The organism is Streptosporangium sp. NPDC049644 (genome assembly GCF_040675205.1).
Classification (GTDB): domain Bacteria; phylum Actinomycetota; class Actinomycetes; order Streptosporangiales; family Streptosporangiaceae; genus Streptosporangium; species Streptosporangium fukuiense.
In genome coordinates, this window is sequence record NZ_JBFAOJ010000042.1 from 42660 (window position 1) to 67390 (window position 24731).

Here is a 24731-nt window from a genome sequence, read left to right on the forward strand (position 1 = left end):
GTCCAGTGCGTCCTCACCGGCCGCTGAGGCCAAGCGGCCCTGAGCACCTTGGGGCGAACACTGGTAGAGATAGGTGTCAACCGCAAGGAACACCCCATGTCCGGCTTTGCCCGGTCATCGAGATCTCGCCGGGGGGTGCGGACCCTGGGCTCCGGCCCCGGAAAGCGAAGTCAAGAGAGGGCCCTGTGGAATCGGCACGTGATCTGCTCATCTCCCTGGCCAGGAGGTACGCCTTCGGTGATGTCGGAGCCCTCGCCTCCGGTGTCGTGGAGAAAGCGGGTGACATCGAGGCGGCGTGCGAGTTCGGCCAGCGACTGCTCTCGCTCGACGCGGAGGACTTCGCCGCCGAGGCGCGGGCCGTGCCGAGTGACCTGCGGCGGCGGGCTCGGGCCTGCACGATGCCGCAGACACCCCGCGAGCAGCCACGCGGCGCGCTGGAGTCGCTGCGGCCCGCGTACGGGCTGCTGCTGGAGGTCATCGCGGTCAGGTGGCACCGCCGGGAACTGAGTCCCATGGTCGCCGCCATCCACATCGCCAGCGAGTATCTCCCGCTGCTCGCGTTCGAGCCGGTACTCGGCAGCGCCGGTGATCCCGCGCGCTGGCCGGAGGGCCTGACCGCGCCGGACAGCAGGTTCGGGGTGATCGGCGACCGCGAGTGCGATCACACGAAGGCCGAGCAGTCGGCGGTCAACCGGACACTGCGCGTGGCGGGGGAGCCCGCCGAGGGATGGCGCGCCTACTTCGACCGCCAGCACAGCCAGGTCGCCGGGGCGCTGGCCACCTGCGTGGCCGACTGCCGCAGCCCCTGCACCGCGATGGACTGGGTGCGAGCGGACCGCCGCGACGACCTCGCCCTGCGTGCCGGTGTGGCGCTGGCCTTCGCCGAGACCCCGCTGGTGCGGCTGCGCCACGCCGCTCCGGTGGGCCACGGGTTCGGCGTGCCCTCTCCCGAGGAGGTCATCGAGGCCTGGGAACGCAGCCGGGCCATCCTGGCCAAGAACGAGGTGGGCGCCGAGGCGTCCGGTGACGACGGCTTCCCCCTGCCGGGGCTGCCGGCCCTGTTCTCCGCCGTCGCGGGCGCCCCGGTGACGCCCTCGACGCTGCTGACGGACATCAGCCGCCATCTGGTGCGGCTTCTCCAGTCCTGAGCCGGCCCCGAACCGGCCCTGAGACGGCCCTGAGCCGACGTTGCCGGCGAGGCCGATCAGAGCAACCGGCTGACGCACGCCGACAGCGCGCAGCAGGTGATGGAGAGCAGCATCAGCCAGACGCCCCGGCGGATGTAGCGCCGCTTGGCGTCTCCGACGGCGCTGAGCCTCCTGATCTCCAGGACGAGCAGGTCGACCCTGTCGCCAGGCCTCGATCCCGGCCGTACCTCGCCGCCGAACCCTCCGGGATAGAACCGGCGTCTCTCCAGCGTCCTGCCCGCCAGCCCCGCGGTACGGCGGTAGAGGGCTCCGACGAGCATGAGGATCCCCATCAGCCAGAAGAACATGCCGGCCCACCAGAGCCATTCGATCTTGCTGGACAACTCGCCGGGCCTCCAGTACCCGTTCAACAGCCCGACGACGACGGCACCGGCTGCCGCGCCCGTCGTGACCAGCAGGATGACCGCCGTCTCGTCCTCCCCGCGGACCCTCGCCCGGACCTCGGCGAATGCCTCCTGCACGTAGCCGATGATCATGTCGGGCTCCCGCGCCGCCGGGAACCCCCTGGAAGAGCGACCCAGCAGCGCGTCCCACCTGATCCTCAGCACAAGCCGATTATCCGGGAAAATCATCTTCGCTCAGCGCGAACGGATCAGCCGCGCCGCGATGCCCGGTCGGCCAGCAGCAGGACTCCGGTGACCACCCCGCCCACCAGGTCGCCCAGGCCGAGGATCGCGGCCATCGACATCGCGGCCGCGCGGCATTCGGCGTCGGGCAGCCACGCCCTGGCCCGCGGACCCGTGACGATCTCCAGTGCCCTCCCGCCATGGTCCACGAAGACGAGCACCGCCCTGTCGGCCTCCTCTCCCAGCGCGGCGTGCAGCCGCTCCGAGAAGTGACGGCGCGGGCCGATCGCCGGCCCGAGGTAGGCGGCGAAGCGCAGCCCGGTGAGCCGCTCCGCGGTGCGCAGGGCCCCGCGGACGTCGTCCCCCTCCGTCGAGGTCAGGGTCAGCATCTCGGTACCTCGCCTCCGTCGGCCCTCGCCGAGCCTCACCAGGCCGCCGACGCCCCACCGGTGTGCCGTCCCGGCTCGGCGGTCTCCGCGAGCGAGACCCAGTCTGCCTCAGGCGCCGGAGACGGGCTCGGACGCCGCTCCGTCAGCACCAGAACGGCATCGCTGACCCCGCGCTCGCTGCCGAACGGTCCCCCCAGCCAGACCGCACCCGCCGACGTGCTCCTCGCGGCCCTGTCGCGCATCCTGCCGGGCATCGTCACAAGCAGGACGATGAGCAGGAACAGGCCACCGGAGACCCCGATGAGAAAGCCCAGGACCTCGATCGCGCTGTCCATCTCTCAAAAGTAACCCCAGGTCGGCGGCCCGTCGAGGACTACCAGACGGTGGGCCTGCGCTCACCCCAGAACCCCCCGCGAGCGGCCTCGATCTGCGACGACACGGAGATCAGGGTGCCCTCGTCGCCGAACCTGCCGGCCAGCATCACGCCGATCGGGAGGCCGTCCGCGCTCCAGTGCAGCGGCAGGTTGACCGCGGGCTGGCCGCTGACGTTGTAGACGGCGGGGAAGGCGGCGAACCGCTTCATCCGCTCGAAGGTCTCCTCGGGGCCCTCGACGTCCTCGAACCAGCCCACGGGCCTGGGCGGTTGCGTCACGGTCGGGGTGAGCACCGCGTCGTAGGGGTCGGTCGCCAGCAGGCCGAACCGGGTGGCGAGCTGCAGCGCCGACTGGGCCTGCAGGAAGTCGGGGGCCGGGGTGGCGAAGCCGCGCTCGCGCAGCCAGGCGGTCAGCGGCCGGAGCCTGTCCTGCCTGGTCAGATCGACCGGGTGCATGCACGAGAACGCGTACCAGAGCGTCACGAACTGCGGCACCGTGTCCGGCCCGAACGGCGGGGCGATGTCGACCACCTCGTGTCCGAGCGCCGCCAGCTCCGCCGAGGCGTGCTCGTAGGCGGCGAGCACCTCGGGGTCCACGACGACGCCGGGGACCAGCGGCTCGGCGTAGCGGGCGATCCGCAGGCGACCGGGGTCGCGGCCCACGTACGCGTGGAAGGAGCCGAGTTCCGGCGGCGGCGCGTGATAGAGATCGCCGGGGTTGTGGTGGGCCATCACGTCGAGCAGCGCGGCGGCGTCGGCGACGGTTCTGGTGATCGGGCCGTTGGTCGACAGGCCGGCCAGGTCGGGAACTATCGGTGCGAAGCTGATCCTGCCCCGGGAGGGCTTGATACCGAACAGCCCGCAGACCGAGGCGGGGATGCGGATCGACCCGGCGCCGTCGCTGCCCTGCGCGGCGGGGGCCAGGCCCGCGGCGACCGCCGCCGCCGCGCCGCCGCTGGACCCGCCCGCCGACCGGGAGAGATCCCACGGGGTGCGGCTGGGCGCCGAGACGGAGGTCTCGGTGTAGCACGGCAGCCCGAACTCGGGCGTCGCGGTCTTGCCGAGCATGATCGTCCCAGCGTCCCTGAGCCGCTCGACCACGCTGTCGTCCACCGGCGCGACGAAGTCCTCATAGGTGGCCGAGCCGAAGTGGATCGGCACGCCCTTGACGAGGTTGAGGTCCTTGATCGGGATCGGCACCCCGGCCAGGGGAGAGGGATCGTCTCCGGCGAGCACCCTCGCCTCGACCTTGTGCGCCTGTTCCAGGGCGAGTTCGGGGGTCACGGTTACGTACGCGCCGATCCGGGGGTCCAGGCGGGCGATCCGGTCGAGGTAGTGCTCGGTGATCTCGACGGGCGAGACCTCCCTGCGCCGCACGGCCGCCGCCTGCTCCAGAGCGTTAAGATCGTGAATGTGAGCCACGCCCCGCACAGTAGGCGCAGAGCGCGCGGTTATCCAGAGTGGAAGCCCATAGATACCCGGTTCATAGCAGCGCCAAGCGGGTGACGGCGGTCACAAAAGTATGAGATACGCAATACTAGGCACCCCCCGAGGATGTCAGCTACCGTGAGTTACGTGGATTCCGGTCAGGTACCAGAAGACGGTAACACTACGTCACCGATTTGGGTCAGTGACCGACAGGCCGAGGACCGGCCGACGTCTCGACCCGCCGCACCAGCGTCTACGTACGCACCCGTCGAGCGCGCCGCGCTGCGCAGCCTGCTCGATCACCCCAAGTACCGCCACCTGCGCCGACGCGTTCTCGTCGCGGTCGGCGTGGGCGTGCTCGCAGCCATCCTGCTGGCCAGCTGGCAGCTGGGCTTCACCGCCGCCGTGGTGGCCGCGATCGTCGACACCGTGCTGCACGCCCGTTCCAACTCGTCGGTGCCCGCCTGGCGGCGCTCCTCGGTCGCGGAACGGCGGACGGAGATGCAGTTGAAACGGCTGGAGCGCGGGGGCTACCGCACCCTGCACGCCCGTGCGATCCCCGGCAGCGAGGCCCAGATCGACCACCTGGTCGTGGGTCCCACCGGCGTCTACGCGGTCGACTCCGAGAAATGGGACAAGCGCCTGCCCGTCCGCGTCCAGTCGCACCGCAAGCTGTTCCACGGCCCGTTCAACCAGAAGCCACGTCTCGACGAGGCGCGCTGGGAGGCGTCCCAGGCCGCCGAACTGATCGGCGCGGAGCTCGGCCGTGAGGTCACGATCGTGCCGTCTCTGGCGATCTACGGCCCGGCCATCCCCTGGAAGGTCCTCAACGTCCGCGAGGTGGACGTATTCGACGGCAGTCGTGTCCGTAAATGGATCACCAAGCGGGAGCGCTCACTCACCGACACCGAGATCGACAGGATCTACGAGGTCGCCGAGCAGGTTCTGCCCGCGCGCTACCCGGAGAACTGACCTCGCCGGCTCTCCCGCACGGTGTTCGCGAAGCGACGGTGTTCGCGGAACCTGTGGTCACGAACCCGATGTCTCATGGCATGGGCGGTCGTCTCACGCGCTGAGCGGTGGCCGTACCATTCATAGACCACGGTTTCGATGATGGGAGAAGCCTCATGCCCGCCCTCAGGTCTCGTACGGTCACTCACGGCAGGAACATGGCCGGGGCCCGGGCCCTACTCCGGGCGACGGGCGTAGCCGGCGAGGACTTCGGAAAACCGATCATCGCCGTGGCCAACAGCTTCACCCAGTTCGTCCCCGGGCACGTCCACCTGCGCGAGGTCGGCGACGTGGTGGCCGGCGCGATCCGCGAGGCGGGGGCGATCCCGCGCGAGTTCAACACGATCGCGGTCGACGACGGCATCGCGATGGGTCATGGCGGCATGCTGTACTCGCTGCCCAGCCGCGAACTGATCGCGGACGCGGTCGAGTACATGGTCAACGCGCACTGTGCCGACGCGCTGATCTGCGTCTCCAACTGCGACAAGATCACTCCGGGCATGCTGCTCGCCGCCTTCCGGCTGAACATCCCCACGGTCTTCGTCTCCGGCGGCCCGATGGAGGCGGGCAAGACCCCCAACGGGAAGCTCGACCTGATCGACCCGATGATCGCCGCGGCCAACGACGCCGTCTCCGACGCGGAGCTGCTGGAGATGGAGGAGAACGCCTGTCCGACCTGCGGTTCGTGCAGTGGCATGTTCACCGCCAACTCGATGAACTGCCTCGCCGAGGCCATCGGCCTCGCGCTTCCGGGCAACGGCACGATCCTGGCCACGCACAAGGCGCGCAGGAAGCTGTTCGAGGACGCCGGACGCCGGCTCGTAGAGATCACCCGCCGCTACTACGAGCAGGACGACGAGACGGTCCTGCCACGCGCCATCGCGACCAAGGACGCGTTCGAGAACGCCATGGCGCTGGACGTGGCGATGGGCGGCTCGACCAACACCATCCTGCACATCCTCGCCGCGGCCCGCGAGGCCCAGGTCGACTTCGGGCTGAAGGAGATCAACGAGATCTCGCTGCGGGTGCCCTGCCTGTGCAAGGTCGCCCCCGCCACCGCGAAGTACCACGTCGAGGACGTCCACCGCGCCGGCGGCATCCCGGCGATCCTGGGCGAGCTCGACCGGGGCGGCCTGCTCCACCGCGACGCCTACACGGTCAACGGCGGCACCCTGGGCGACTACCTCGACTCATGGGACCCGCAGTCGCCGCGCGCGCTGCCCGAGGCCCTTGAGCTGTGGCACGCGGGTCCCGGCAACGCCCGCACCGTGAAGCCCTTCTCCCAGGGAGCCCGCTGGGAGGAGCTGGACCTCGACCGGTCCGAGGGCTGCGTGCGCGACATCGAGCACGCCTACACCCGCGACGGCGGCCTGGCCGTCCTCTACGGCAACATCGCCACCGAGGGCTGCATCGTCAAGACCGCCGGGGTCGACGAGTCGATCTGGAGGTTCGAGGGCCCCGCGGTGGTCTTCGAGTCGCAGGACGACGCGGTCGAGGGCATCCTCAACAACAAGGTCAAGGCCGGCGACGTCGTGGTGATCCGCTACGAGGGGCCGAAGGGCGGGCCAGGCATGCAGGAGATGCTCTACCCCACCTCGTTCCTCAAGGGCAAGGGGCTGGGCAAGGACTGCGCGCTGATCACCGACGGCCGCTTCTCCGGCGGCACGAGCGGCCTGTCCATCGGCCACGCCTCCCCCGAGGCGGCCGAGGGCGGCACCATCGCGCTCGTCGAGGACGGCGACCTCGTCACGATCGACATCCCCGGCCGCTCGATCGAGCTGAAGGTCTCCGAGGAGGAACTGGCCGCCCGCCGGGAGAAGCTCCTGGCCGAACTGGGCGGCTACCGGCCGCGGACGCGCCAGCGCCCGGTGAGCGCCGCGCTGCAGGCATACGCCGCGCTCACCACCTCCGCCTCCACCGGTGCCTCGCGCGACCTGTCACAGCTGTCACGCTGACCTGGGCTTCCTGTCGGACAGAGATGCCTTACCCGATAGGAAGTTCGAAAAAATGTCAGTGCTCGGACGTATCATCTGGGTATGACTAGCGTCATGAAGCTCACCACCCCGCTGACGGCCGCCGAGATCGCCGCCCTCGCCCTGTCGATGGCACATCTGGGGTCGGGCCCGCAGGCCAACGCCGCTCGCAGCGGCCTGCGTCATGCGTTCGAGCAGATGGAGATCGACGACGACGTCGTCGCCACCACCCTGACGACCCTCACCGAGCCGATGCCCGCCCCGATCGCCGACCGCGCCCGGACGATCGCCAACGCCATCACCTCAGGCCTCGTCATCCGCCTCCACTACCGTGACGTCTCCGGGCGGATCACAGTCCGTGACGTCGACCCGGTGACCTGCATGGTCCACCGCGAATACTGGTATCTCGTCGGCATGTGCCGCATGCGCCACGGGATCCGGGCGTTCCGGTTCGACCGGATCGTCGCCACCGAACCCACCTTCGTACCGGCCCGCCCGCACCGAGCCGAGGGATTCCTGCCCTTCCAGGGCAAGCGCGCCGCATAGCCGGTCGCGATCGGGTCATCGCGAGCCGCCACCCCGGCCCGGACCGGGCCGGGGTGGGGTGGGGTGGCGGCTCGCGATGCGGTCAGCCGCAGCAGCCGCCGCCGCAACACCCGCCGCCACCGCCGGAAGGCCGGGGCGCGGCCGGGGAACTCGCGGAGCCGCCGGTCACCGCGACGGTGGACAGCAGCTTGACCGTGTCGTCGTGGCCGTCGGGGCAGAGCGCCGGCTCACCGGAGCGTGCCATCGGACGGGAGATCTCAAAGGTGGACCCGCAGGCGCGGCAGCGGAAGTCGTATCGGGGCATGACCCCAAGGTTACCCGGCTCGCTCGCCGATCACCCGTGCCGCCGGTGTCCTGTCTCCTCGCGCGAGGCCTCCCGGGCAGGCGGGAAACGAGCGCCGAGAAAGGTCAGGCGAAGGTGATGGAGGCGTAGTCGGCCACCGGCCGGTAGCCGATCGCCCGGTAGATCGAGTTGGACGTGGGGTTGGACAGGTCCGTGAAGAGCAGCACCTCCTCGGCGCCCTCGGTGAGCACCTTGGCGCTCACGGCATGCGAGAGCGCGGTGCCGTAGCCCTTCCGGCGAAACTCCGCCGGCGTGTAGACGGGGCCGACCCGAGACATCCCGCCGATGGGCGAGGAGGCCCCGGCGAACGCGACGGGCCGCCCGCCCGCCTCCCACACGACCAGTTCCCGTCTGGCGATCCGGCTGGCCACCAGCGGGGTCAGGTCGACGGGGCCGACCGCCTCGGCCTCGGCCTGGAACTCCTCACCCCACCGGACCAGGAGAGCGAGGTCGTCGGCGACGGCCACCCGTGAGGCCCCTCGCGGAGCGGGGTCCGGGCCGACCAGCGCGTCGAGCCGGTAGAGGCGTTCCGCACGACGTTTGGCCTCGGGCCGCCACCAGGAGGCGGCGAACGCCTCGGCCAGCGGGAGCGGCCCGGCCACGCCGGGGACCGCCCGTTCCTTCTCGATCAGGTCGGTGGCGAGGTCGAGCACGGTGTCGGCGGGGATGTCGGGGAGCAGAAGGGCGTGCGGAGGCGTCTGGATCGCGGTCGCCACGATCCGGCCGCCGCGCTCCAGCCTGCCCAGCAGCACGTCATCGCCCCACAGACCGCTCCGTACGGCGCGCAGGACCGTGAGAGGGACGGTGTTGCGGACCGGATCCCGCAGCAGCCACGGCTCCGCCATCCCCGCGTACACCTCGATGTCGGAGGTGAAGGTCCATGTCATGACCATGATTGTGCCCATCGGGGGTCGTCGGCGCCAACGGGCCTGCCGCCGTGATCACGCCGTGCGGCGCGATCACGGCGGCGCCGTTCTCAGGCCGCGCTCTCCGCGAGGTAGGGCGCCCACTGGGGGTCGCCGACGATGTGCGCGCCGATCAACCGCCAGTGGACGCCGCGTGGCACCACCGGGGCGACGCTGAGCGTCCACCCCAGTTCCTCCAGCATGCGATCGGCCTTGCGGTGGTTGCACGTCGTGCACGACGCGACGCAGTTCTCCCAGGTGTGGGGGCCGCCCCGCGAGCGCGGGATGACATGGTCGATGGTCTCGGCCCGCTGGCCGCAGTAGGCGCACCGGTAGTCGTCCCGGCGCATCAACGCGGTTCGGGTCAGCGGAATCCGCGACCGGTAGGGAATCCGGACATATCTTCGAAGCCTGATCACCGAAGGAACGTCGAGCGTGCGGCTCGCCGAGCGGAACACGGCGCCCCGCCCGTCGCGGTGCACGACGTCCGCCTTCTCCCTGAGCACGAGCACGACGGCCCGGTGCAGGGACAGGGTGGTCAGGGGTTCGTAGGTGGCGTTCAAGAGCAGGACCTGGCGCATCAGCGGGCCTCTCCCGCCGCAGGACGTGTCAGTTGAGGGGGCACGCCACCGCGTGCCCCGGCTGGCGGCCCCTCCTGGGGCCCGGGCGCTTCCGTCACGAGGACCTCCGCCGGACGGCCCAGCGGATGCTCACCACGGCACCGTCCTTCACCAAGTTTGGCTTCTGCGTCGCGGTTCCCGCCACCCATAAATGACTGGAGAGAAACCTGATACGTTTTATGCCCGCATTACCAGTTCTTAACTCCTCCTGCCGCAGATCAGATACGCCCGTCGCGCAATGCCCGCGTTCTGCCCCGCCGAGGTCGTAGGGTTCCTGCCATGACGCGACAGCCATATCCTCCAGCCAGCCGTGTTGAGCTCGTCGAGGAGCTCCACGGGGTGCCTGTTTCCGACCCCTACCGCTGGCTGGAGGATTCGGATGATCCGGCGACGAAGGACTGGCTGGTGGGGCAGGAGAGGCTGCTGGAGACCGAGCTGGACATCCTCCCCGGACGCGAGGGTTTCAAGGCGCGGATCACGGAGCTGCTCAGGTCCGGTTCGGTCAGCGCGCCGACATGGCGCGGGGAGCGGCAGTTCTTCATGAGGCGCACCCCGGGACAGGAGCACGCCGTGCTCTACACCGTCGACCCCGGCGGCACCGAGCGGGCGCTGCTCGACCCGATGGCGCTCGACTCGACCGGGCTGACCACCCTCGACTCCTGGCAGCCCGACAAGGAGGGCCGCCTGCTCGCCTACCAGGTCTCGGTGGGCGGCGACGAGGAGTCGAGCCTCTACCTGATGGACGTCGCGTTCGGCGACCGCATCGAGGGACCGATCGACCGCTGCCGCTACTCCCCCGTGGCGTGGCTGCCCGGCGGCGAGGCTTTCTACTACGTGCGCAGACTGCCCGCCACCGAGGTGCCCGAGGGGGAGGAGCAGTTCCACCGCCGGGTCTACCTGCACAGGGTCGGCACCTCCACCGAGGAGGACGTCCTGATCTTCGGTGAGGGCCTGGAGAAGACCAACTACTACGGCGTGGCGGTCTCCCGCGACGGCCGGTGGCTGCAGATCTCCGCCTCCCGCGGCACCGCACCGCGCAACGACCTGTGGGTGGCCGACCTGGAGGCCTCCTCTCCCTCCTCCCCCGACCTGGTCGTCGTCCAGCAGGACGTCGACGCCCAGACGGCCCTGCACTTCGGCCGCGACGGCCGCCTGTACGTCTTCACGGACCGCGACGCCCCGCGCGCCCGTGTCTGCGTGACCGACCCGTCCGACCCTCGGTTCGAGAACTGGCGTGACCTCATCCCGCAGGACCCCGAGGCCGTGCTGACGGACTTCGCGATCCTCGACGACCTCGACCGGCCGGTCATGCTCGCTGGCTGGACCCGCCACGCGATCAGCGAGATCTCGGTACACGACCTGGCCACCGGTGAGCGCGTCGGAGATGTGCCGACGCCCGGCCTGGGCACCATCGGCGGCATCAGCGAGCGCCCGGAGGGCGGCCACGAGGCGTGGTTCGGCTACACCGACAACACCACGCCGCCGAGCATCCAGCGCTACGACGCCCGCACCGGCGAGACGACGCTCTGGGCGGCCTCCCCCGGCGCCGTCGAGGTGCCCGCCGTCGACACCGAGCAGGTGACCTACCGCTCCGCCGACGGCAGCGAGGTCCACATGCTGGTGATCTCCCGTCCCGGCGCCGAGGGCCCGCGCCCCACGATCCTGTACGGCTACGGCGGTTTCGGGCTCTCGATGACCCCCGGCTACTCGGCGTCCATCCTGAGCTGGGTCGAGGCGGGCGGCACGTACGCCATCGCCCAGCTGCGCGGCGGCGGCGAGCAGGGCGAGGAGTGGCACCGGGCCGGGATGCTCTCCCACAAGCAGAACGTCTTCGACGACCTGCACGCGGCGGCCGAGCACCTGATCGCCACCGGCGTGACCACGTCCTCGCAACTGGCCATCTCCGGCGGCTCGAACGGCGGCCTCCTGGTCGGCGCGGCCCTGACCCAGCGCCCGGAGCTGTACGCCGCGGTGGTCTGCTCGGCTCCGCTGCTCGACATGATCCGCTACGAGCTGTTCGGCCTGGGCGCGACGTGGAACGTCGAGTACGGCTCCGCCGAGAAGCCCGACGAGTTCGCCTGGCTGCACTCCTACTCCCCCTATCACCATGTACGCGAGGGGGAGTGCTACCCGGCGACGTTGTTCACGGTCTTCCAGTCCGACACCCGGGTCCATCCGCTGCACGCCTGGAAGATGTGCGCGGCCCTGCAGCACGCCCAGGCCTGTGACCGGCCGATCCTGCTCCGCAACGAGATCGAGGCCGGCCACGGGGCCCGTTCGGTGAGCAAGACCATCGAGCTCGCCGCCGACCAGCTGACCTTCCTCGCCTATCACACCGGGCTGACCTCCTGAGCGGCGGGGAGGGCACCTCCTGGAGCGCCCTCCCCCGGTACGTCCGCGACGCCGGACTGTCGTGGGCGGCGGTTATGGTCGGGGAGTGGACGACGCAGCGGTGGCCGAGGGTCTGACCTTCGTCGAAGGCGAGCCCGGCGCCTTCCTTCGGCCGTACGTCACGCATCTGTCGGCCTACACCGAGCGTCACGCCGAGCCCGTGCCCCGGCGGCAGCCGCCGTTCGCCGGCGTCGTGATGATCTTCGGTTTCGGTGCGCCGCTCGCGCTGAGCGGGCCGCGGGGAGGGCGGCGGCTGGCGTCGTTCGCGGGCGGCCTGCACGACACCTACGTCGACACCACCACGGCCGGAACCGCCGAGGGGGTGCAGGTCAACCTCACACCGCTCGGGGCCAGGCGGCTGCTCGGGGTGCCCATGCGGGAGCTGACCAACCGGGTGGTGTCGCTGGAGGAGGTGCTCGGGCCGTGGGCTACGACCACGGTCGAGCGGTTGGCGCAGGCTTCCGGCCGGGCCGCCCGGCTCGCGCTGCTGGACGAGGCGCTCAGCGAGCGGATCGACGAGGCGCCGGCCGCCGACCGCCGCGTCGGCTGGGCGTGGAGCCGCCTGGTCGCCAGCCGTGGCACGGTCTCCGTGGCCTCGATGGCCGCCGAGCTGGGGTGGAGCCACCGGCATCTGGTCTCCCGCTTTCACGACCAGGTCGGGCTGGCGCCGAAGGCCGCGGCCAGGGTGCTGCGTTTCGAGCACGCCACCGGCCGGCTGAGGTCCGGCATGTCCCTGGCCGACACCGCGGCCGCCTGCGGCTACTACGACCAGGCCCACATGAACCGCGACTTCAGGGCCATGGCCGGAGTCACCCCCCGCGAGCTGGCGGCGCCGCGCGCCCCCGGATGATCAGGTCAGATTTTTCCAAGCCCGGCCCCTCCCCCCGGTGACATCGTGGTGATCACCGAACAGGAGGAGGAAGCATGCGAACCGTGTATCCGCTGGTCCGCTACCACGACCCCGCCAAGGCCGTCGACTGGCTGGTCCGGGCATTCGGATTCGAGGTCCACGAGCTGGTCACGTCCGACGACGGGGGCGTCGGCCATGGCGAACTGCTCGTCGGCACCGGGATGGTCATGACCGGTAGGGGCGAGCCCGGCGGCCCGGGGATCTACATCGCCGTGGACGACCCCGACGCCCACCACGACAGGGCCGTCGCGGCCGGAGCCGAGGTCACCAGCGAGCCGGCCGACCAGGACTACGGCTCGCGCGACTACGCCTGCAAGGACCCGGAGGGCAACCTCTGGTATTTCGGGACGTACCGGCCCTGACTCCCGCGGCGTCCCTTCTCAGGATCCGGGGCAGGGGTGGCCGAGGACGTCGCGCGCCGCCGCCACGGCGGCCTGGCCGAAGCTGATGCCGCCGTCGTTGGGCGGTACCGCGCGGTGGGTCAGGATCCGGAAGCCGCCGAGCCCGAGGGCGCCTGCGAGACCGTCGAGCAACAGGCGGTTCTGGAAGACCCCGCCGGACAGCGCGACCGTGCCTATCCCGGTGCTCTCCCGGATTCTGACGCACGCCGCGGCGGTGACGGCGGCGAGCCCGTTGTGGAAGCGGGCGGAGACGAGCGCCGGGGCCACCCCGGCGCGGGTCTCCTCGGTGACCGCACGAATGAGGTCCGCGACCTGGATCGTCACGAGCGACCCCTCGTCGAGGATCCGCGCCGGGTAGGCGCCGCCCTCGGCGGGGTCGGCCCGCTGCTCCAGGGCGATCGCGGCCTGTCCCTCGTATCCGGCGGTGTCGCGGAGCCCGAGGATCGCCGCCACCGCGTCGAACAGGCGGCCCGCGCTGGAGGTGAGCGGGGAGTTCGTCCCCGCTCCTGCCACGGCGAGCACCTCGTCCCAGCGTGTGCCGTGGCGGGCCCTGACCCGCAGGTCCTCGGGGAGCGCGGCACCGTACGCCGCGTTCAGGTGGGCGGCCGCCATCCGCCAGGGCTGCCTGATGGCCGCGGTGCCGCCGGGCATCGGCACCGGCGCCAGGCGGCCGGCACGGGTGAAGCCGACGAGGTCGGCCACCAGGAGCTCGCCACCCCAGATCGTGCCGTCGGTGCCGTACCCGAGACCGTCGAAGGCCACTCCGATGACCGGGCCGCTCTCGGCGTTGTCGGCCAGGCAGGAGGCGATGTGCGCGTGGTGGTGCTGCACCCCGGTCAGGTCCACCGACTCCAGATCGAGGGCGTACTTGGTGGACAGGTACTCGGGGTGGAGATCGTGTGCGACGAGGCCGGGGGTGACGCCGAGCAGGCGCCCGAGGTGTTCGATCCCCTCGGTGAAGGAGCGCAGCGTCTCGTAGTTCTCCAGGTCGCCTATGTGCTGGGAGACGAAGGCGTACCCTCGCCTCGCGAGGCAGAACGTGCTCTTCAGCTCGGCACCGCAGGCGAGCACGGGCCGCCGGGCAGGCGGTGAGAGCCGCAGTGGCTCCGGGGCGTATCCCCGGGACCTGCGCAGCGGTAGCGCCCGCCCCCGCGCGACGAGGACCACGGAGTCGTCGGCGCGGATGTGGATCGGCCGGTCGTGGGTCAGGAAGGCGTCCGCGATCCCGGCCAGCCTGACGAGCGCGTCGTCGTCGCGGTGGGCGATGGGCTCATCGGAGAGGTTCCCGCTGGTGAGCACGTACGGCCGGGTGAACTCGGCGGCGAGCAGGTGGTGGACCGGCGTGTACGGCAGCATCAGGCCGAGGGTGCGGTCGCCCGGTGCCACGGCTCCGGCCGGCGCGCCCCCCGAGCGGCGGGGCAGCAGCACGATCGGGCGCCGCGGGCCGGTGAGCAGCCGCTCGCTCTCCTCGTCCAGTTCGCAGAGCGCGTGGGCGGCGCGCAGGTCGGGAACCATGATCGCGAACGGCCTGTCCTCGCGGCGCTTGCGAGCGCGGAGGGTCCTGGCGGCCTCCTCGTCCGCCGCGTCGACCGCCAGGTGGTACCCGCCGAGCCCCTTGACCGCCAGGACGCCGCCCGCCCGCAGCACCTCCGCCGCCGCCACGATCGGATCGCCACCGCCACCGTGGGGGGCACTGTGGAGGACACCGTGGGGGGCGCCGCCGTCCAGCAGGCGCAGGACCGGGCCGCAGGCCGGGCAGCAGATCGGCTGGGCGTGGAACCTGCGGTCCGACGGGTCGAGGTACTCCCTCTCGCACTCCCCGCACATGGCGAATCCGGCCATCGTGGTGGCGGGCCGGTCGTAGGGGAGGTCCCGGATGATGGTGAACCTCGGCCCGCAGTTGGTGCAGTTGACGAAGGGGTGGCGGTATCGCCGGTCGGCGGGGTCGAACAACTCGCCCAGGCAGTCATCACATGTCGCGACATCAGGTGAGATGAGAGTGACCCGCCGGTCTCCGTCCCGGCTGGCCGCGATGCGGAATCCGCGCTCTCCGCGCGCCGGTATCGAGGCGGCCGTCATGCGGTGGATCACCGCCAGCGGCGGGGCCTGACTTCGCAGGTCCTCCTGGAAGCGCGCGACGTCGCCGGGCACCCCCTCGGCCTCGATGAGAACACCGTGGCCGTCGTTGCCCACCCATCCCGACAGCTCCAGCCGCCGGGCCAGGGAGTGGACATGGGGGCGGAAGCCCACCCCCTGCACGATCCCCTCGACCCTGATCCTGACGCGGACCCGCGCCCGCCCCGTGCCCATCCCGCCATCCTTCCCGCGCCCGGCGGGAAGGCCTCGGGGCTCGCATGATCTGGACGGGAAGGTTACGTCGATGATCAGAGCTTTGCCGTTGGTTGTCGAGCCAAGGGTGTCGGCCCTGAAACGGCCAATCGTAACGTAGCGACTACCGTGAAAAATACGGAGCGTTGACATGCCTGTCACACCGAGTACCCAACCATCGCCCGCCGTCGCCCCGGTCACGGAGGCGGAGGTCATCGCGGCCTTCGCGCGACGGGAGCACGCCGGGCGCGCCCTGGCGGGAGACGTGGAGCGCATCGCGCGTGCCGCCCAGGCCATGGCCGCCAGGTTCCACCTCGGCGGCAAGCTGATCGTTTTCGGCGACGGCGGCGCGGGCTCGGACGCGGCACACGTCGCGGTCGAGTTCATGCACCCGGTCATCGTGGGCAAGAGGGCGCTCGCGGCGGTGGCACTGGGCAACGACGCGACGACGACCGGCCGGGACGGTGAGAACGGCGAGGGCTGCGGGGGCGGCGGGGGCGCTGCCGAGGTCTTCGCCCACCAGGTGCGCCACTGGGCGGACGCCTCCGACATGGCCCTGGGGATCTCACGTGACGACCGGTGCCCGAGCGTTCCGCGAGGCTTGCGGACCGCCCGGGAACTGGGCCTGCTGACCATCGCCCTGACCTGTGGCGAGGCCCGTGGGGACGGGCACGGAGGCGAGATGGCCGACCACGTCCTGGTCGCCGCGTCCGATGACCCTGCCGTGGTCAAGGAAGTCCACGTCACCGCTTACCACCTGCTGTGGGAGCTGGTCCACGTGTTCTTCGACCGGCTCGGCCCACCCGCGCGAGGGGCGTCCCGGTGAACGGGCCGGAGGACTGCACCGCCGGTGTCTGCATCACCTGCTCCGACCAGGCGCTGCCGGTGAGGGTGGTCAGGCTGCTGGAGGGGGAGCTGGCGATCGTCGACGCCGGCGGGGTCCTCGAAGAGGTGAGCGTGGCCCTGATCGACCCGGTGGTGGGCGACACCGTCCTCGTACACGCCAGGGAGGCCATCGCCGTGATCGCGCACGGGAGCGAAGGACGGGGGGACGACGATGAGCACGCTTGACGGAACGCCCGCGGAGGGCACCCGAGGGCTGTATCCCTTCCTCGACGAGTACGAGCACCGGACACCGGACACCGCGGAGGCGGAGACCGAGGCCAGGCGGTCGGCGGTGGAGAAGACCGGCGAGATCGTGCGGCTGCGCCGGTGGGTGGGCGAGGAGTCGGCGGCGGAGCTGGCAACGTGCGCCGGGCGGATGGCGGCGAGGTTCGCCTCCGGCGGCCGGCTGTTCAGCTTCGGCAACGGCGGGAGCAGCACCGACGCCCAGGAGGTCGCCGCCGCCTTCCTGCACCCCCACCGCGGCCCGGCCCTGCCCGCGCTCTCCCTGACCGATGACGTCGCCGTGGTCACCGCGCTCTCCAACGACGTCGGGTTCGAGGTGGTCTTCTCCAGGCAGCTCGCGGCGCTCGGCCGGCCGGGGGACATCGCCGTCGGCCTGTCCACGAGCGGCGGCTCGGCCAACGTCGTCCGGGCGTTCGAGGAGGCGGCCCGCCGGGACATGCTCACCGTCGGGCTGGCCGGCGGAGGGGGCGGCAGGCTGACCGAACTGTTCGAGCTGGGCGTGCTGGCCCACCTGTTCGTCGTGCCCTCCTCCTCGGTGCACCGGATCCAGGAGGCCCAGACCACCCTCTATCACGTCCTGTGGGAGCTCACCCGGCACGCGCTCGGACCGGCACCGATCCCGCGGGCGCACGACCCCGGCTGAGAGCCGGCGTTCCTCTCCCCCTTCACGTTCCACGAAGACATCCACCAGGAGTGGGGAGACGTCATGGCAGCGCCGACAGACGCGGCAAGCAGCAGCTCTCCGGAGCAGCAGGAACCGACCGTCCACATACTGTGGATCAACGCCGGGCTGAGTTGCGACGGCGACTCCGTCGCGCTCACCGCGGCGACGCAGCCGAGCATCGAGGAGATCGTGCTCGGCGCGCTTCCCGGGCTTCCCAAGGTGGCCGTGCACTGGCCGCTGATCGACTTCGAGTCCGGGCCGATGCAGGGCGCGGACGTCTTCATCGAGTGGTTCTTCAAGGCCGATCGCGGCGAGCTGGATCCGTTCGTGCTGGTCGTCGAGGGCTCGATCCCGAACGAGTCGATCAAGCAGGAGGGGTACTGGTGCGGTTTCGGCAACAACCCCGACACCGGCCAGCCCATGACGACCAGCGAGTGGCTGGACCGGCTCGCGCCCAAGGCGACCGCGATCGTGTGCGCGGGCACCTGCTCGGCGTACGGCGGCATCCACGCGATGGCCGGGAATCCCACCGGGGCCATGGGCGTCGCCGACTACCTGGGCTGGGACTGGAGGTCCAAGGCGGGCCTGCCGATCGTCAACGTGCCCGGCTGCCCGATCCAGCCGGACAACCTCTCCGAGACGCTCCTCTACCTGCTCTACCAGGTCGCCGGGCAGGCGCCGATGATCCCGCTGGACGAGGCGCTGCGGCCGACGTGGCTGTTCGGCCAGACCGTCCACGAGGGCTGTGACCGCGGCGGCTACTACGAGCAGGGCCAGTTCGCCGTCGAGTACGGCTCGCCGAAGTGCCTGGTGAAGATCGGCTGCTGGGGGCCGGTCGTCCGGTGCAACGTCCCCAAGCGCGGCTGGATGAACGGGATCGGCGGCTGCCCGAACGTGGGAGGCATCTGCATCGCCTGCACGATGCCGGGCTTCCCCGACAAGTTCATGCCGTTCATGGACGAGCCTCCCGGCGCCCTCATCTCCTCGACGGTGAGCGGCGCGTACGGGACGGTCATCCGCACCCTGCGCGGCATCACCTCCAAGACCGTCGAGAAGGAACCGAAATGGCGCCACAAGGGGCGCGAGCTGCTGACCGGCTACAAGGCGCCCTGGAGCTGACATGACGACATCGGAGCAGAACCCGGAACTCGTGGAGATGGCCTGGGACCCCATCACCAGGATCGTCGGGAGCCTCGGCATCTACTGCAAGATCGATTTTAAGAACCGGCAGGTCGCCGAGTGCTACAGCACCTCGTCGATCTTCCGCGGCTACAGCATCTTCATGAAGGGCAAGGACCCGCGCGACGCCCACTTCATCACCAGCCGCATCTGCGGGATCTGCGGCGACAACCACGCGACCTGCTCGGTCTACGCGCAGAACATGGCCTACGGGGTGCGGCCCCCGTCCCTGGGCGAGTGGATCGTCAACCTCGGCGAGGCCGCCGAGTACATGTTCGACCACAACATCTACCAGGAGAACCTGGTGGGGGTCGACTACTGCGAGAAGATGGTCCGCGAGACCAACCCCGGCGTGCTGGCGATGGCCGAGCGCACCGAGGCGCCGCACGCGGGCGACCACGGCTACCGGACGATCGCCGACATCATGCGCTCGCTGAACCCGCTGGAGGGCGAGTTCTACCGCGAGGCGCTGGCGGTGAGCCGCACCACCCGGGAGATGTTCTGCCTCATGGAGGGCAGGCACGTGCACCCCTCCACGCTCTACCCCGGCGGAGTCGGCACGGTCGCGACGGTGCAGTTGTTCACCGACTACCTGACCCGGCTGATGCGCTACGTGGAGTTCATGAAGCGGGTCGTGCCCATGCACGACGACCTGTTCGACTTCTTCTACCAGGCGCTGCCCGGCTACGAGGAGGTCGGCCGCAGGCGCGTGCTGCTGGGGTGCTGGGGAAGCTTCCAGAACCCCGAGCACTGCGACTTCACCTACCGCAACATGAGCGACTGGGGCCGTGAGATGTTCGTCACGCCGGGGGTGATCGTCGACGGCAGGCTGGTCACCAACGACCTGGTCGACATCAACCTCGGCATCCGGATCCTGCTGGGCAGCTCCTACTACGACGACTGGCAGGGACAGGAGCCGTTCGTCACCCACGATCCGCTGGGCAACCCGGTCGACATCCGGCACCCGTGGAACCAGCACACCATTCCGCACCCGCAGAAACGCGACTTCAGCGACAAGTACAGCTGGGTCATGTCGCCCCGCTGGTTCGACGGGGAGAACACGCTCGCGCTCGACACCGGCGGCGGGCCCATCGCCAGGCTCTGGTCGACGGCGCTGTCCGGGAAGGTCGACATCGGCTACGTCAGGTCCACCGGCCACAGCGTGCAGATCAACCTGCCGCGGACCGCGTTGAAACCGGAGAAGACGTTCGAGTGGAAGATCCCCGAGTACAAGGGCCAGCCGCTGTCCAACGCCCTGGAGCGCAACCGGGCCCGCACCTACTTCCAGGCCTACGCGGCGGCGTGCGCGCTGTACTTCGTCGAGCAGGGCCTGGCCGAGGTCCGCGCGGGCCACACCCAGACCTGGGCGCCGTTCACCGTCCCCGAGGAGACGATCAGCTGCGGGTTCACCGAGGCCGTACGGGGGGTGCTCTCCCACCACATGGTGATCAGGGACGGGAAGATCGCCAACTACCACCCGTATCCGCCGACCCCCTGGAACGCCAGCGTCCGCGACGTGCACGGCACGCCGGGACCCTACGAGGACGCGGTGCAGAACACACCGATCTTCGAAGAGAACCCGCCCGCGGACTTCAAGGGCATCGACATCATGCGCACCGTGCGGAGCTTCGACCCGTGCCTGCCGTGCGGGGTGCACATGTACCTCGGCGGCGGCGAGGAGCTCCGCAGGCTGCACACCCCGCACGCCTTCGACGCCAGGTGACCCAGCGGCCGCCGGGGAGCCGACCGCTTCCCGGCACCGGAAAGGAGGCTTGGCGGATGCCGCAGGCCCATGACATCCGGGTGACCGGCGATCGCGTCGAGGCGCTGATCGCCGACCTCGGCACGCTGAGCGACGCCGTGACCCGCGCCAAGGCCGAGGACCTGGTACGGGCCCTCGTCGAGCTGTACGGCGCCGGTCTGGAGCGCGTCGTCGAGATCGTCACCGAGACCGAGGCGGCCGAGGTGCTGCGCCGCCTGGTCGGCGACCCGCTCGTGTCCGGCCTGCTGGTGCTGCACGACCTGCACCCGCTGAGCACGGTCGAGCGCGTTCGAGAGGCGCTGGACGGCGTACGGCCCTATCTGGGGTCGCACGAGGGCGGCGTGGAGCTGCTCGGCGTGGGCGAGGACGGGATCGTGCGACTCCGTCTGGAGGGCACCTGCCACGGCTGCCCGTCCTCGCGGCTCACCGTGACCGACGCCATCGAGCGGGCCATCGGCCAGGCCGCTCCCGAGGTGTCCGGGGTGGAGGTCGAGGGGGTGACCGACGACCGCTCGGAGCTGTTGCAGATCCAGCGCCGAGCGCCCGGCCCGTGCCCGGTGCCGGAGCGGACGCCCGCGCCGGAACCGGTGTCGGGACCGGTGCCGTGACGGCCACCGGGCTGCGCAGGTTCCGCGAGCCGCCCGGAAGGGGCGGTCCGCCGGTGACGCTCTGCGAGCTGTGCGCGGAGCCTGCCGGCGAGGACCACGGCCACGTCGTGAACGTCGAGACCCGGGGACTGCTGTGCGCCTGCCGGGCCTGCCATCTGCTGTTCACCCGCGGCGCGGGGGGCCGGGCGCGCTACCGGGCCGTCCCTCGACGCTACCTTCACGACCCGCGGTTCCCGCTGAGCTCGGCCGACTGGGACGAGATGCAGATCCCGGTCCGCACGGCGTTCTTCTTCCACAACTCCGTGCTGGGCAGGACGGTCGCCTTCTACCCGAGCCCGGCGGGCGCCACCGAGTCGCTGCTGCCGCTGGAGACGTGGGAGCGCGTCCTGACGGCCAATCCGGCGATGGCCGACGTCCAGCCCGACGTGGAGGCGCTCCTGGTGGACCGCCGCCCCGACGGCGGCTTCGCCTGCCACCTGGTGCCGATCGACACCTGCTACGAGCTGGTCGGCCTGGTGCGGCTGCACTGGAAGGGCTTCGACGGCGGCCAGGAGGCGCGGGAGGCCATGGAGGGCTTCTTCGCCGACCTGCGCGGCCGCGGTCGCACCGTGCCGGGCGCCTCTCGGCCAAGGGGCTGTGACGGCCGTGGCTGAGCGCGCGTTCGACTGCGTGGGCGTCCGGGCGGAGGCGTACGCCGCCTTCCCGACGCTCGTCTTCCGGCTGCGCGTCACCGACCCCTCCCCCGACGGGGTGCACAGCATCGCGCTCCGCTGCCAGATCCGGGTGGAACCGCGGCTGAGGCGGCACAGCGACACCGAGGCGGAGCTGCTCGGCGACCTGTTCGGCGACCCGTCCCGGTGGGGCGACACGCTGAAGCCCCTGCAGTTCGCCAACGTCTCGGTCATGGTCCCGGCGTTCACCGGAAGTACCGAGGTCGACCTGCCGGTGCCCTGCGGCTACGACCTGGAGGTGGCCGCGGGCAGGTACTTCGCCGCGCTGGACGAGGGCGAGATCCCGATGCTCATGCTCTTCAGCGGGACGGTGTTCGCCAGGGCGCCGGGCGGCTTCTCGGTGAGCCAGGTGCCCTGGCACCACGAGGCCCGCTGCCGGCTGCCGGTGGCGGTGTGGCGGGAGCTCATGGACCGCTACTTCCCGGATTCCGGGTGGCTGCGGCTGCGGCGCGACACGCTTCGGGAACTCGGCCGCTTCAAGTCCGCCCGCGCCCTGACCAGCTGGGACGAGACCCTGGAACTACTGCTCAAGGAGGCGCGGCGATGAGCGTGCCGATGGACATCGCCCGGCGGGTGGCGGACGCGGTGCTGTACGAGGGCTACCTGCTCTATCCCTACCGTGCCTCGGCGGCCAAGAACCAGGTGCGCTGGCAGTTCGGGGTGCTCGTCCCGCCGGGGTTCACCGCGACCGCCGAGCACCCGGCCAGCGTGACCGAATGCCTCCTGGAGGGGGCCGCGTACGCCGTGGCGCACCTGAGCCTGCGTTTCCTGCACCTCAGGACGCGCGACGTCGAGCGCGCCGAGGACGACGGCTACTGGCCGGTCCAGCAACTGCGGAACGGCCAGCGGACCTACCTCAGCTTCGACGAGGCGACCGAGCGGGAGGTGGAGACGGTGCTCCCCGTCGCCGGCCTGCTCGACGCCCCCGAGCGGGTGATCGAGGTACGGATTCCCGGGGACCGTGTGATCGAGCCGATCGTGGCCTCGTCCGGGGAGGTCGTGGGACGCGTCGTCTCCGAACACCTGCCGCTCCACGCCGAGCTCAGGGTCTCCGCCGAACTGGTGCCCGGCCCCTACGAACTGGTCAAGCTGCGCGCCCGGGTGGCGAACACCGACGACTGGAAACCGCTGGGCGCGCCGCGCGAGCAGGCGCTGCGGCACTCGCTGATCTCGGCGCACCTGCTCATCGCGGTGACCGCCGGGGCCTTCGTCTCCCTGCTCGACCCGCCGGAATGGGCGCGGCCGGCCGTGGAGACCTGCCGCAACGAGCACACCTGGCCCGTACTCGTGGGCGAGCCCGGCCACCGGGACGTGATGCTCTCCTCGCCGATCATCCTCTACGACCACCCGGACATCGCTCCGGAGAGCCCCGGCACCCTGTTCGACTCCACGGAGATCGACGAGATGCTCCACCTCCGCACGCTCACCCTCACCGACGAGGAGACGCGGGAGGCCCGGGCGACCGATCCCCGGGTGGCCGAGCTCATCGACATGGTCAGCGGCATGCCGCCCGAGCTGGTGGAGCGGCTGCACGGCGCGATCCGCTCGGTGGACGCGACCACGGACCAGCGGTCCTGCGAGCCTCCGTGGCAGGAGGGGGACCCCCAGAGTCGGCCGGAGGTTCTCACCCCCTGGTGGGACCCCGCGGGCGATGCCACGGTCTCGCCGGAGACCGACAGCGTGACGGTCTGCGGGGTGGCCGTCTCCAGGGGCAGCAGGGTCCGGCTGGTTCCCGGCAGGCGGCGCGCCGACGCCCACGACATGTTCCTGGCCGGCAGGACCGCACGCGTCGAGGCGGTGCTCCTCGATCTCGACGGCGCTCACCACCTGGCCGTCACCCTCGACGAGGACCCGGGCGCCGACCTGCACCGATCGCACGGCCGGTTCCTCTACTTCGCCCCCGACGAGGTCGAGCCACTCCCGGACGACTCATCCAACGGCGGACCGGCCCCGGGCGGCTCCGCCTCGGAGGGATCGCTCGACGAGGAGGCCGGCGCATGAGGATCCTGGTGGCCGGTGTGGGGAACGTCTTCCTCGGCGACGACGGTTTCGGGGTCGCGGTGGCCAGGCGCCTGGCAGACACCGACCTGCCGGAAGAGGTCGAGCTGCGGGACTTCGGCATCCGGGGCATCCACCTGGCCTACGAGCTGACCGGCGGCGGGTACGACAGCACGATCCTCATCGACGCGGTATCCCGCGACGGCCCGCCCGGCACCCTGTACGTCCTCGAACCGACGGCGGGCGAGACGCCGGGCTCCTTCGCCGACGCGCACTCGATGACACCCGAGACCGTGCTGTCGCTGGTGAACACGCTCGGTGGCGGGGCAGGCCGCGTCCTGCTCGTCGGCTGCCAGCCCGCCGACACCTCACCGGGCATGGAGCTCAGCGCGCCGGTCGCGGACGCCGTCGGCAGAGCGGCGGACCTGGTCGTCGAACTGGCCGGGCAACAGATCGCGATGGCACTCGCCACCGCGGGACACGAGGAGGAACGAACATGCTGAGACGCCTTCTGGCCGGGTCGGCGCTGGCGGGAGCGGCCGTACTGCTCTACCTGACATTTCCCGATATCAAGCGCTATCTGAGGATGCGCAACATGTGACATATCCAGCCCCTGGGACATCGAGCTCGAACGAGAGGAAACAGCCGTGCACGAATTCGGAATCGCCGAGGCGATCCTCGCCGCCGTGGAGAAACGGGCGGACGGCAGGAGGGTGCGGCGGGCGCGAGTGCACGCGGGCGCCCTGCTCCGGGTCACCGAACCGGTGATCAACCAGGCGTTCTCCGCGGTCGCCGACGGGTCCGTGGCCGAGGGCGCCCGGGTGGACCTGGTCATCGTCCCGGTGCGGATGACCTGCCGCTCCTGCGGGAGCACGTCCACCTCCGTCGACCCCTTCGCCGTCTGCGCGGGGTGCGGCGGCACCGATATCGACACCGAGGGCGGCGACGACCTCGTCCTCGAATCCATCCAGATGGCGGAGGCCGCTCATGTGTCTGGGAATTCCCGGGGAGATCGTGGAGATCCTGTCCGACCGTCCTGACCTGGCCATGGTCGACGTCGGCGGCGTCAAGCGCGCCATCAACATCGGCCTGCTGGAGGGCGAGTTCGTGGTACCCGGCGACTGGATCCTCATCCACGTCGGGTTCGCGCTGTCGAAGATCGACGAGGTGGAGGCCAGGGCCGCGCTCGACTTCCTGGAGAGCATCGGCCAGGCGTACGAGGACGAGATCGAGGCCCTCCGAGAATCCATGATCGAAGAGGAGTGAGAG

The 24731-nt window shown here is 70.9% G+C and carries 27 protein-coding genes; 19 read left to right on the forward strand and 8 right to left on the reverse strand.

What is annotated here, in order from left to right:
* The first annotated feature begins 185 nt into the window (after positions 1-185).
* Positions 186-1148: a hypothetical protein gene (locus AB0J58_RS23335; RefSeq protein ID WP_364218676.1), complete on the forward strand. Its 963-nt coding sequence runs from the start codon at positions 186-188 to the stop codon at positions 1146-1148.
* Between the two features lie 56 nt (positions 1149-1204).
* On the opposite strand, the gene AB0J58_RS23340 is transcribed toward AB0J58_RS23335, so the two are convergent.
* The 4 genes from AB0J58_RS23340 to AB0J58_RS23355 are packed head-to-tail and all read right to left on the reverse strand — an operon-like array spanning position 1205 to position 3958.
* Positions 1205-1756, reverse strand: a complete 552-nt coding sequence (locus AB0J58_RS23340) for a hypothetical protein (RefSeq protein WP_364218678.1) — start codon at positions 1754-1756, stop codon at positions 1205-1207.
* A 44-nt stretch (positions 1757-1800) separates the two neighbouring features.
* Positions 1801-2163, reverse strand: coding sequence for a DUF5130 family protein (locus AB0J58_RS23345; protein ID WP_343983401.1), 363 nt, complete (start codon positions 2161-2163; stop codon positions 1801-1803).
* Positions 2164-2198: 35 nt separating this feature from the next.
* The gene (locus AB0J58_RS23350; protein WP_343983404.1) at positions 2199-2498 is read right to left on the reverse strand and encodes a hypothetical protein; all 300 of its coding nucleotides are present in this window, start codon (positions 2496-2498) and stop codon (positions 2199-2201) included.
* 38 nt (positions 2499-2536) lie between these two features.
* Positions 2537-3958 (reverse strand): amidase, encoded by a 1422-nt coding sequence (locus tag AB0J58_RS23355; protein WP_364218679.1) that lies wholly within the window; start codon positions 3956-3958, stop codon positions 2537-2539.
* Positions 3959-4318: 360 nt separating this feature from the next.
* Between AB0J58_RS23355 and AB0J58_RS23360 the strand changes: the two genes are divergently transcribed.
* The 3 genes from AB0J58_RS23360 to AB0J58_RS23370 all read left to right on the forward strand — a co-directional run bounded on the left by AB0J58_RS23360 (position 4319) and on the right by AB0J58_RS23370 (position 7494).
* The gene (locus AB0J58_RS23360; RefSeq protein WP_364218681.1) at positions 4319-4936 is read left to right on the forward strand and encodes a nuclease-related domain-containing protein; all 618 of its coding nucleotides are present in this window, start codon (positions 4319-4321) and stop codon (positions 4934-4936) included.
* A 155-nt stretch (positions 4937-5091) separates the two neighbouring features.
* Complete coding sequence (gene ilvD / locus AB0J58_RS23365; RefSeq protein WP_364218683.1) at positions 5092-6930, forward strand: dihydroxy-acid dehydratase; 1839 nt, start codon at positions 5092-5094, stop codon at positions 6928-6930.
* 81 nt (positions 6931-7011) lie between these two features.
* Positions 7012-7494 (forward strand): WYL domain-containing protein, encoded by a 483-nt coding sequence (locus AB0J58_RS23370; protein WP_364218685.1) that lies wholly within the window; start codon positions 7012-7014, stop codon positions 7492-7494.
* 82 nt (positions 7495-7576) lie between these two features.
* On the opposite strand, the gene AB0J58_RS23375 is transcribed toward AB0J58_RS23370, so the two are convergent.
* The 3 genes from AB0J58_RS23375 to AB0J58_RS23385 all read right to left on the reverse strand — a co-directional run bounded on the left by AB0J58_RS23375 (position 7577) and on the right by AB0J58_RS23385 (position 9323).
* On the reverse strand, positions 7577-7798 hold the full coding sequence (locus AB0J58_RS23375) for a zinc ribbon domain-containing protein (protein WP_343983419.1): 222 nt from the start codon (positions 7796-7798) through the stop codon (positions 7577-7579).
* A 104-nt stretch (positions 7799-7902) separates the two neighbouring features.
* On the reverse strand, positions 7903-8724 hold the full coding sequence (locus AB0J58_RS23380) for a GNAT family N-acetyltransferase (protein ID WP_364218687.1): 822 nt from the start codon (positions 8722-8724) through the stop codon (positions 7903-7905).
* Between the two features lie 89 nt (positions 8725-8813).
* Positions 8814-9323 carry an HNH endonuclease gene (locus tag AB0J58_RS23385; RefSeq protein WP_030917850.1) on the reverse strand — a complete coding sequence of 170 codons (510 nt, stop codon included), beginning with the start codon at positions 9321-9323 and terminating at the stop codon, positions 8814-8816.
* Positions 9324-9641: 318 nt separating this feature from the next.
* Between AB0J58_RS23385 and AB0J58_RS23390 the strand changes: the two genes are divergently transcribed.
* From AB0J58_RS23390 to AB0J58_RS23400, 3 genes are all read left to right on the forward strand, one after another.
* On the forward strand, positions 9642-11714 hold the full coding sequence (locus AB0J58_RS23390) for a prolyl oligopeptidase family serine peptidase (RefSeq protein ID WP_364218689.1): 2073 nt from the start codon (positions 9642-9644) through the stop codon (positions 11712-11714).
* 85 nt (positions 11715-11799) lie between these two features.
* Positions 11800-12603, forward strand: coding sequence for a helix-turn-helix domain-containing protein (locus AB0J58_RS23395; protein WP_364218691.1), 804 nt, complete (start codon positions 11800-11802; stop codon positions 12601-12603).
* A gap of 74 nt (positions 12604-12677) precedes the next feature.
* Positions 12678-13025 (forward strand): VOC family protein, encoded by a 348-nt coding sequence (locus AB0J58_RS23400; protein ID WP_343983433.1) that lies wholly within the window; start codon positions 12678-12680, stop codon positions 13023-13025.
* Between the two features lie 18 nt (positions 13026-13043).
* On the opposite strand, the gene hypF is transcribed toward AB0J58_RS23400, so the two are convergent.
* Entirely contained in the window at positions 13044-15374 is a 2331-nt protein-coding gene (gene hypF, locus AB0J58_RS23405) for a carbamoyltransferase HypF (RefSeq protein WP_364218693.1), read from the reverse strand.
* Between the two features lie 169 nt (positions 15375-15543).
* Between hypF and AB0J58_RS23410 the strand changes: the two genes are divergently transcribed.
* From AB0J58_RS23410 to AB0J58_RS23465, 12 genes are all read left to right on the forward strand, one after another.
* Positions 15544-16218, forward strand: a complete 675-nt coding sequence (locus tag AB0J58_RS23410; protein WP_364218695.1) for an SIS domain-containing protein — start codon at positions 15544-15546, stop codon at positions 16216-16218.
* Positions 16215-16463 (forward strand): HypC/HybG/HupF family hydrogenase formation chaperone, encoded by a 249-nt coding sequence (locus AB0J58_RS23415; protein WP_343983442.1) that lies wholly within the window; start codon positions 16215-16217, stop codon positions 16461-16463. The genes AB0J58_RS23410 and AB0J58_RS23415 overlap by 4 nt, the downstream gene beginning before the upstream one ends.
* Positions 16450-17163 carry an SIS domain-containing protein gene (locus AB0J58_RS23420; protein WP_364218697.1) on the forward strand — a complete coding sequence of 238 codons (714 nt, stop codon included), beginning with the start codon at positions 16450-16452 and terminating at the stop codon, positions 17161-17163. Before AB0J58_RS23415 ends, AB0J58_RS23420 begins: the two co-directional genes overlap by 14 nt.
* A gap of 63 nt (positions 17164-17226) precedes the next feature.
* Positions 17227-18303, forward strand: coding sequence for a hydrogenase expression protein HypE (locus AB0J58_RS23425; protein WP_364218699.1), 1077 nt, complete (start codon positions 17227-17229; stop codon positions 18301-18303).
* Between the two features lies 1 nt (position 18304).
* Entirely contained in the window at positions 18305-20086 is a 1782-nt protein-coding gene (locus tag AB0J58_RS23430; protein ID WP_364218701.1) for a nickel-dependent hydrogenase large subunit, read from the forward strand.
* A gap of 56 nt (positions 20087-20142) precedes the next feature.
* The gene (locus tag AB0J58_RS23435; RefSeq protein WP_364155552.1) at positions 20143-20733 is read left to right on the forward strand and encodes a NifU family protein; all 591 of its coding nucleotides are present in this window, start codon (positions 20143-20145) and stop codon (positions 20731-20733) included.
* Positions 20730-21386, forward strand: a complete 657-nt coding sequence (locus AB0J58_RS23440) for a DUF5947 family protein (RefSeq protein WP_364218703.1) — start codon at positions 20730-20732, stop codon at positions 21384-21386. The genes AB0J58_RS23435 and AB0J58_RS23440 overlap by 4 nt, the downstream gene beginning before the upstream one ends.
* The gene (locus tag AB0J58_RS23445) at positions 21379-22011 is read left to right on the forward strand and encodes a DUF6084 family protein (protein WP_364218705.1); all 633 of its coding nucleotides are present in this window, start codon (positions 21379-21381) and stop codon (positions 22009-22011) included. Before AB0J58_RS23440 ends, AB0J58_RS23445 begins: the two co-directional genes overlap by 8 nt.
* Positions 22008-23465: a hypothetical protein gene (locus tag AB0J58_RS23450; protein WP_364218707.1), complete on the forward strand. Its 1458-nt coding sequence runs from the start codon at positions 22008-22010 to the stop codon at positions 23463-23465. Before AB0J58_RS23445 ends, AB0J58_RS23450 begins: the two co-directional genes overlap by 4 nt.
* Complete coding sequence (locus AB0J58_RS23455; RefSeq protein WP_364218709.1) at positions 23462-23965, forward strand: hydrogenase maturation protease; 504 nt, start codon at positions 23462-23464, stop codon at positions 23963-23965. The genes AB0J58_RS23450 and AB0J58_RS23455 overlap by 4 nt, the downstream gene beginning before the upstream one ends.
* Before the next feature lie 144 nt (positions 23966-24109).
* Positions 24110-24502, forward strand: coding sequence for a hydrogenase maturation nickel metallochaperone HypA (locus tag AB0J58_RS23460; protein WP_364218711.1), 393 nt, complete (start codon positions 24110-24112; stop codon positions 24500-24502).
* The gene (locus AB0J58_RS23465) at positions 24477-24728 is read left to right on the forward strand and encodes a HypC/HybG/HupF family hydrogenase formation chaperone (protein WP_364218713.1); all 252 of its coding nucleotides are present in this window, start codon (positions 24477-24479) and stop codon (positions 24726-24728) included. Before AB0J58_RS23460 ends, AB0J58_RS23465 begins: the two co-directional genes overlap by 26 nt.
* Positions 24729-24731: the final 3 nt, after the last annotated feature.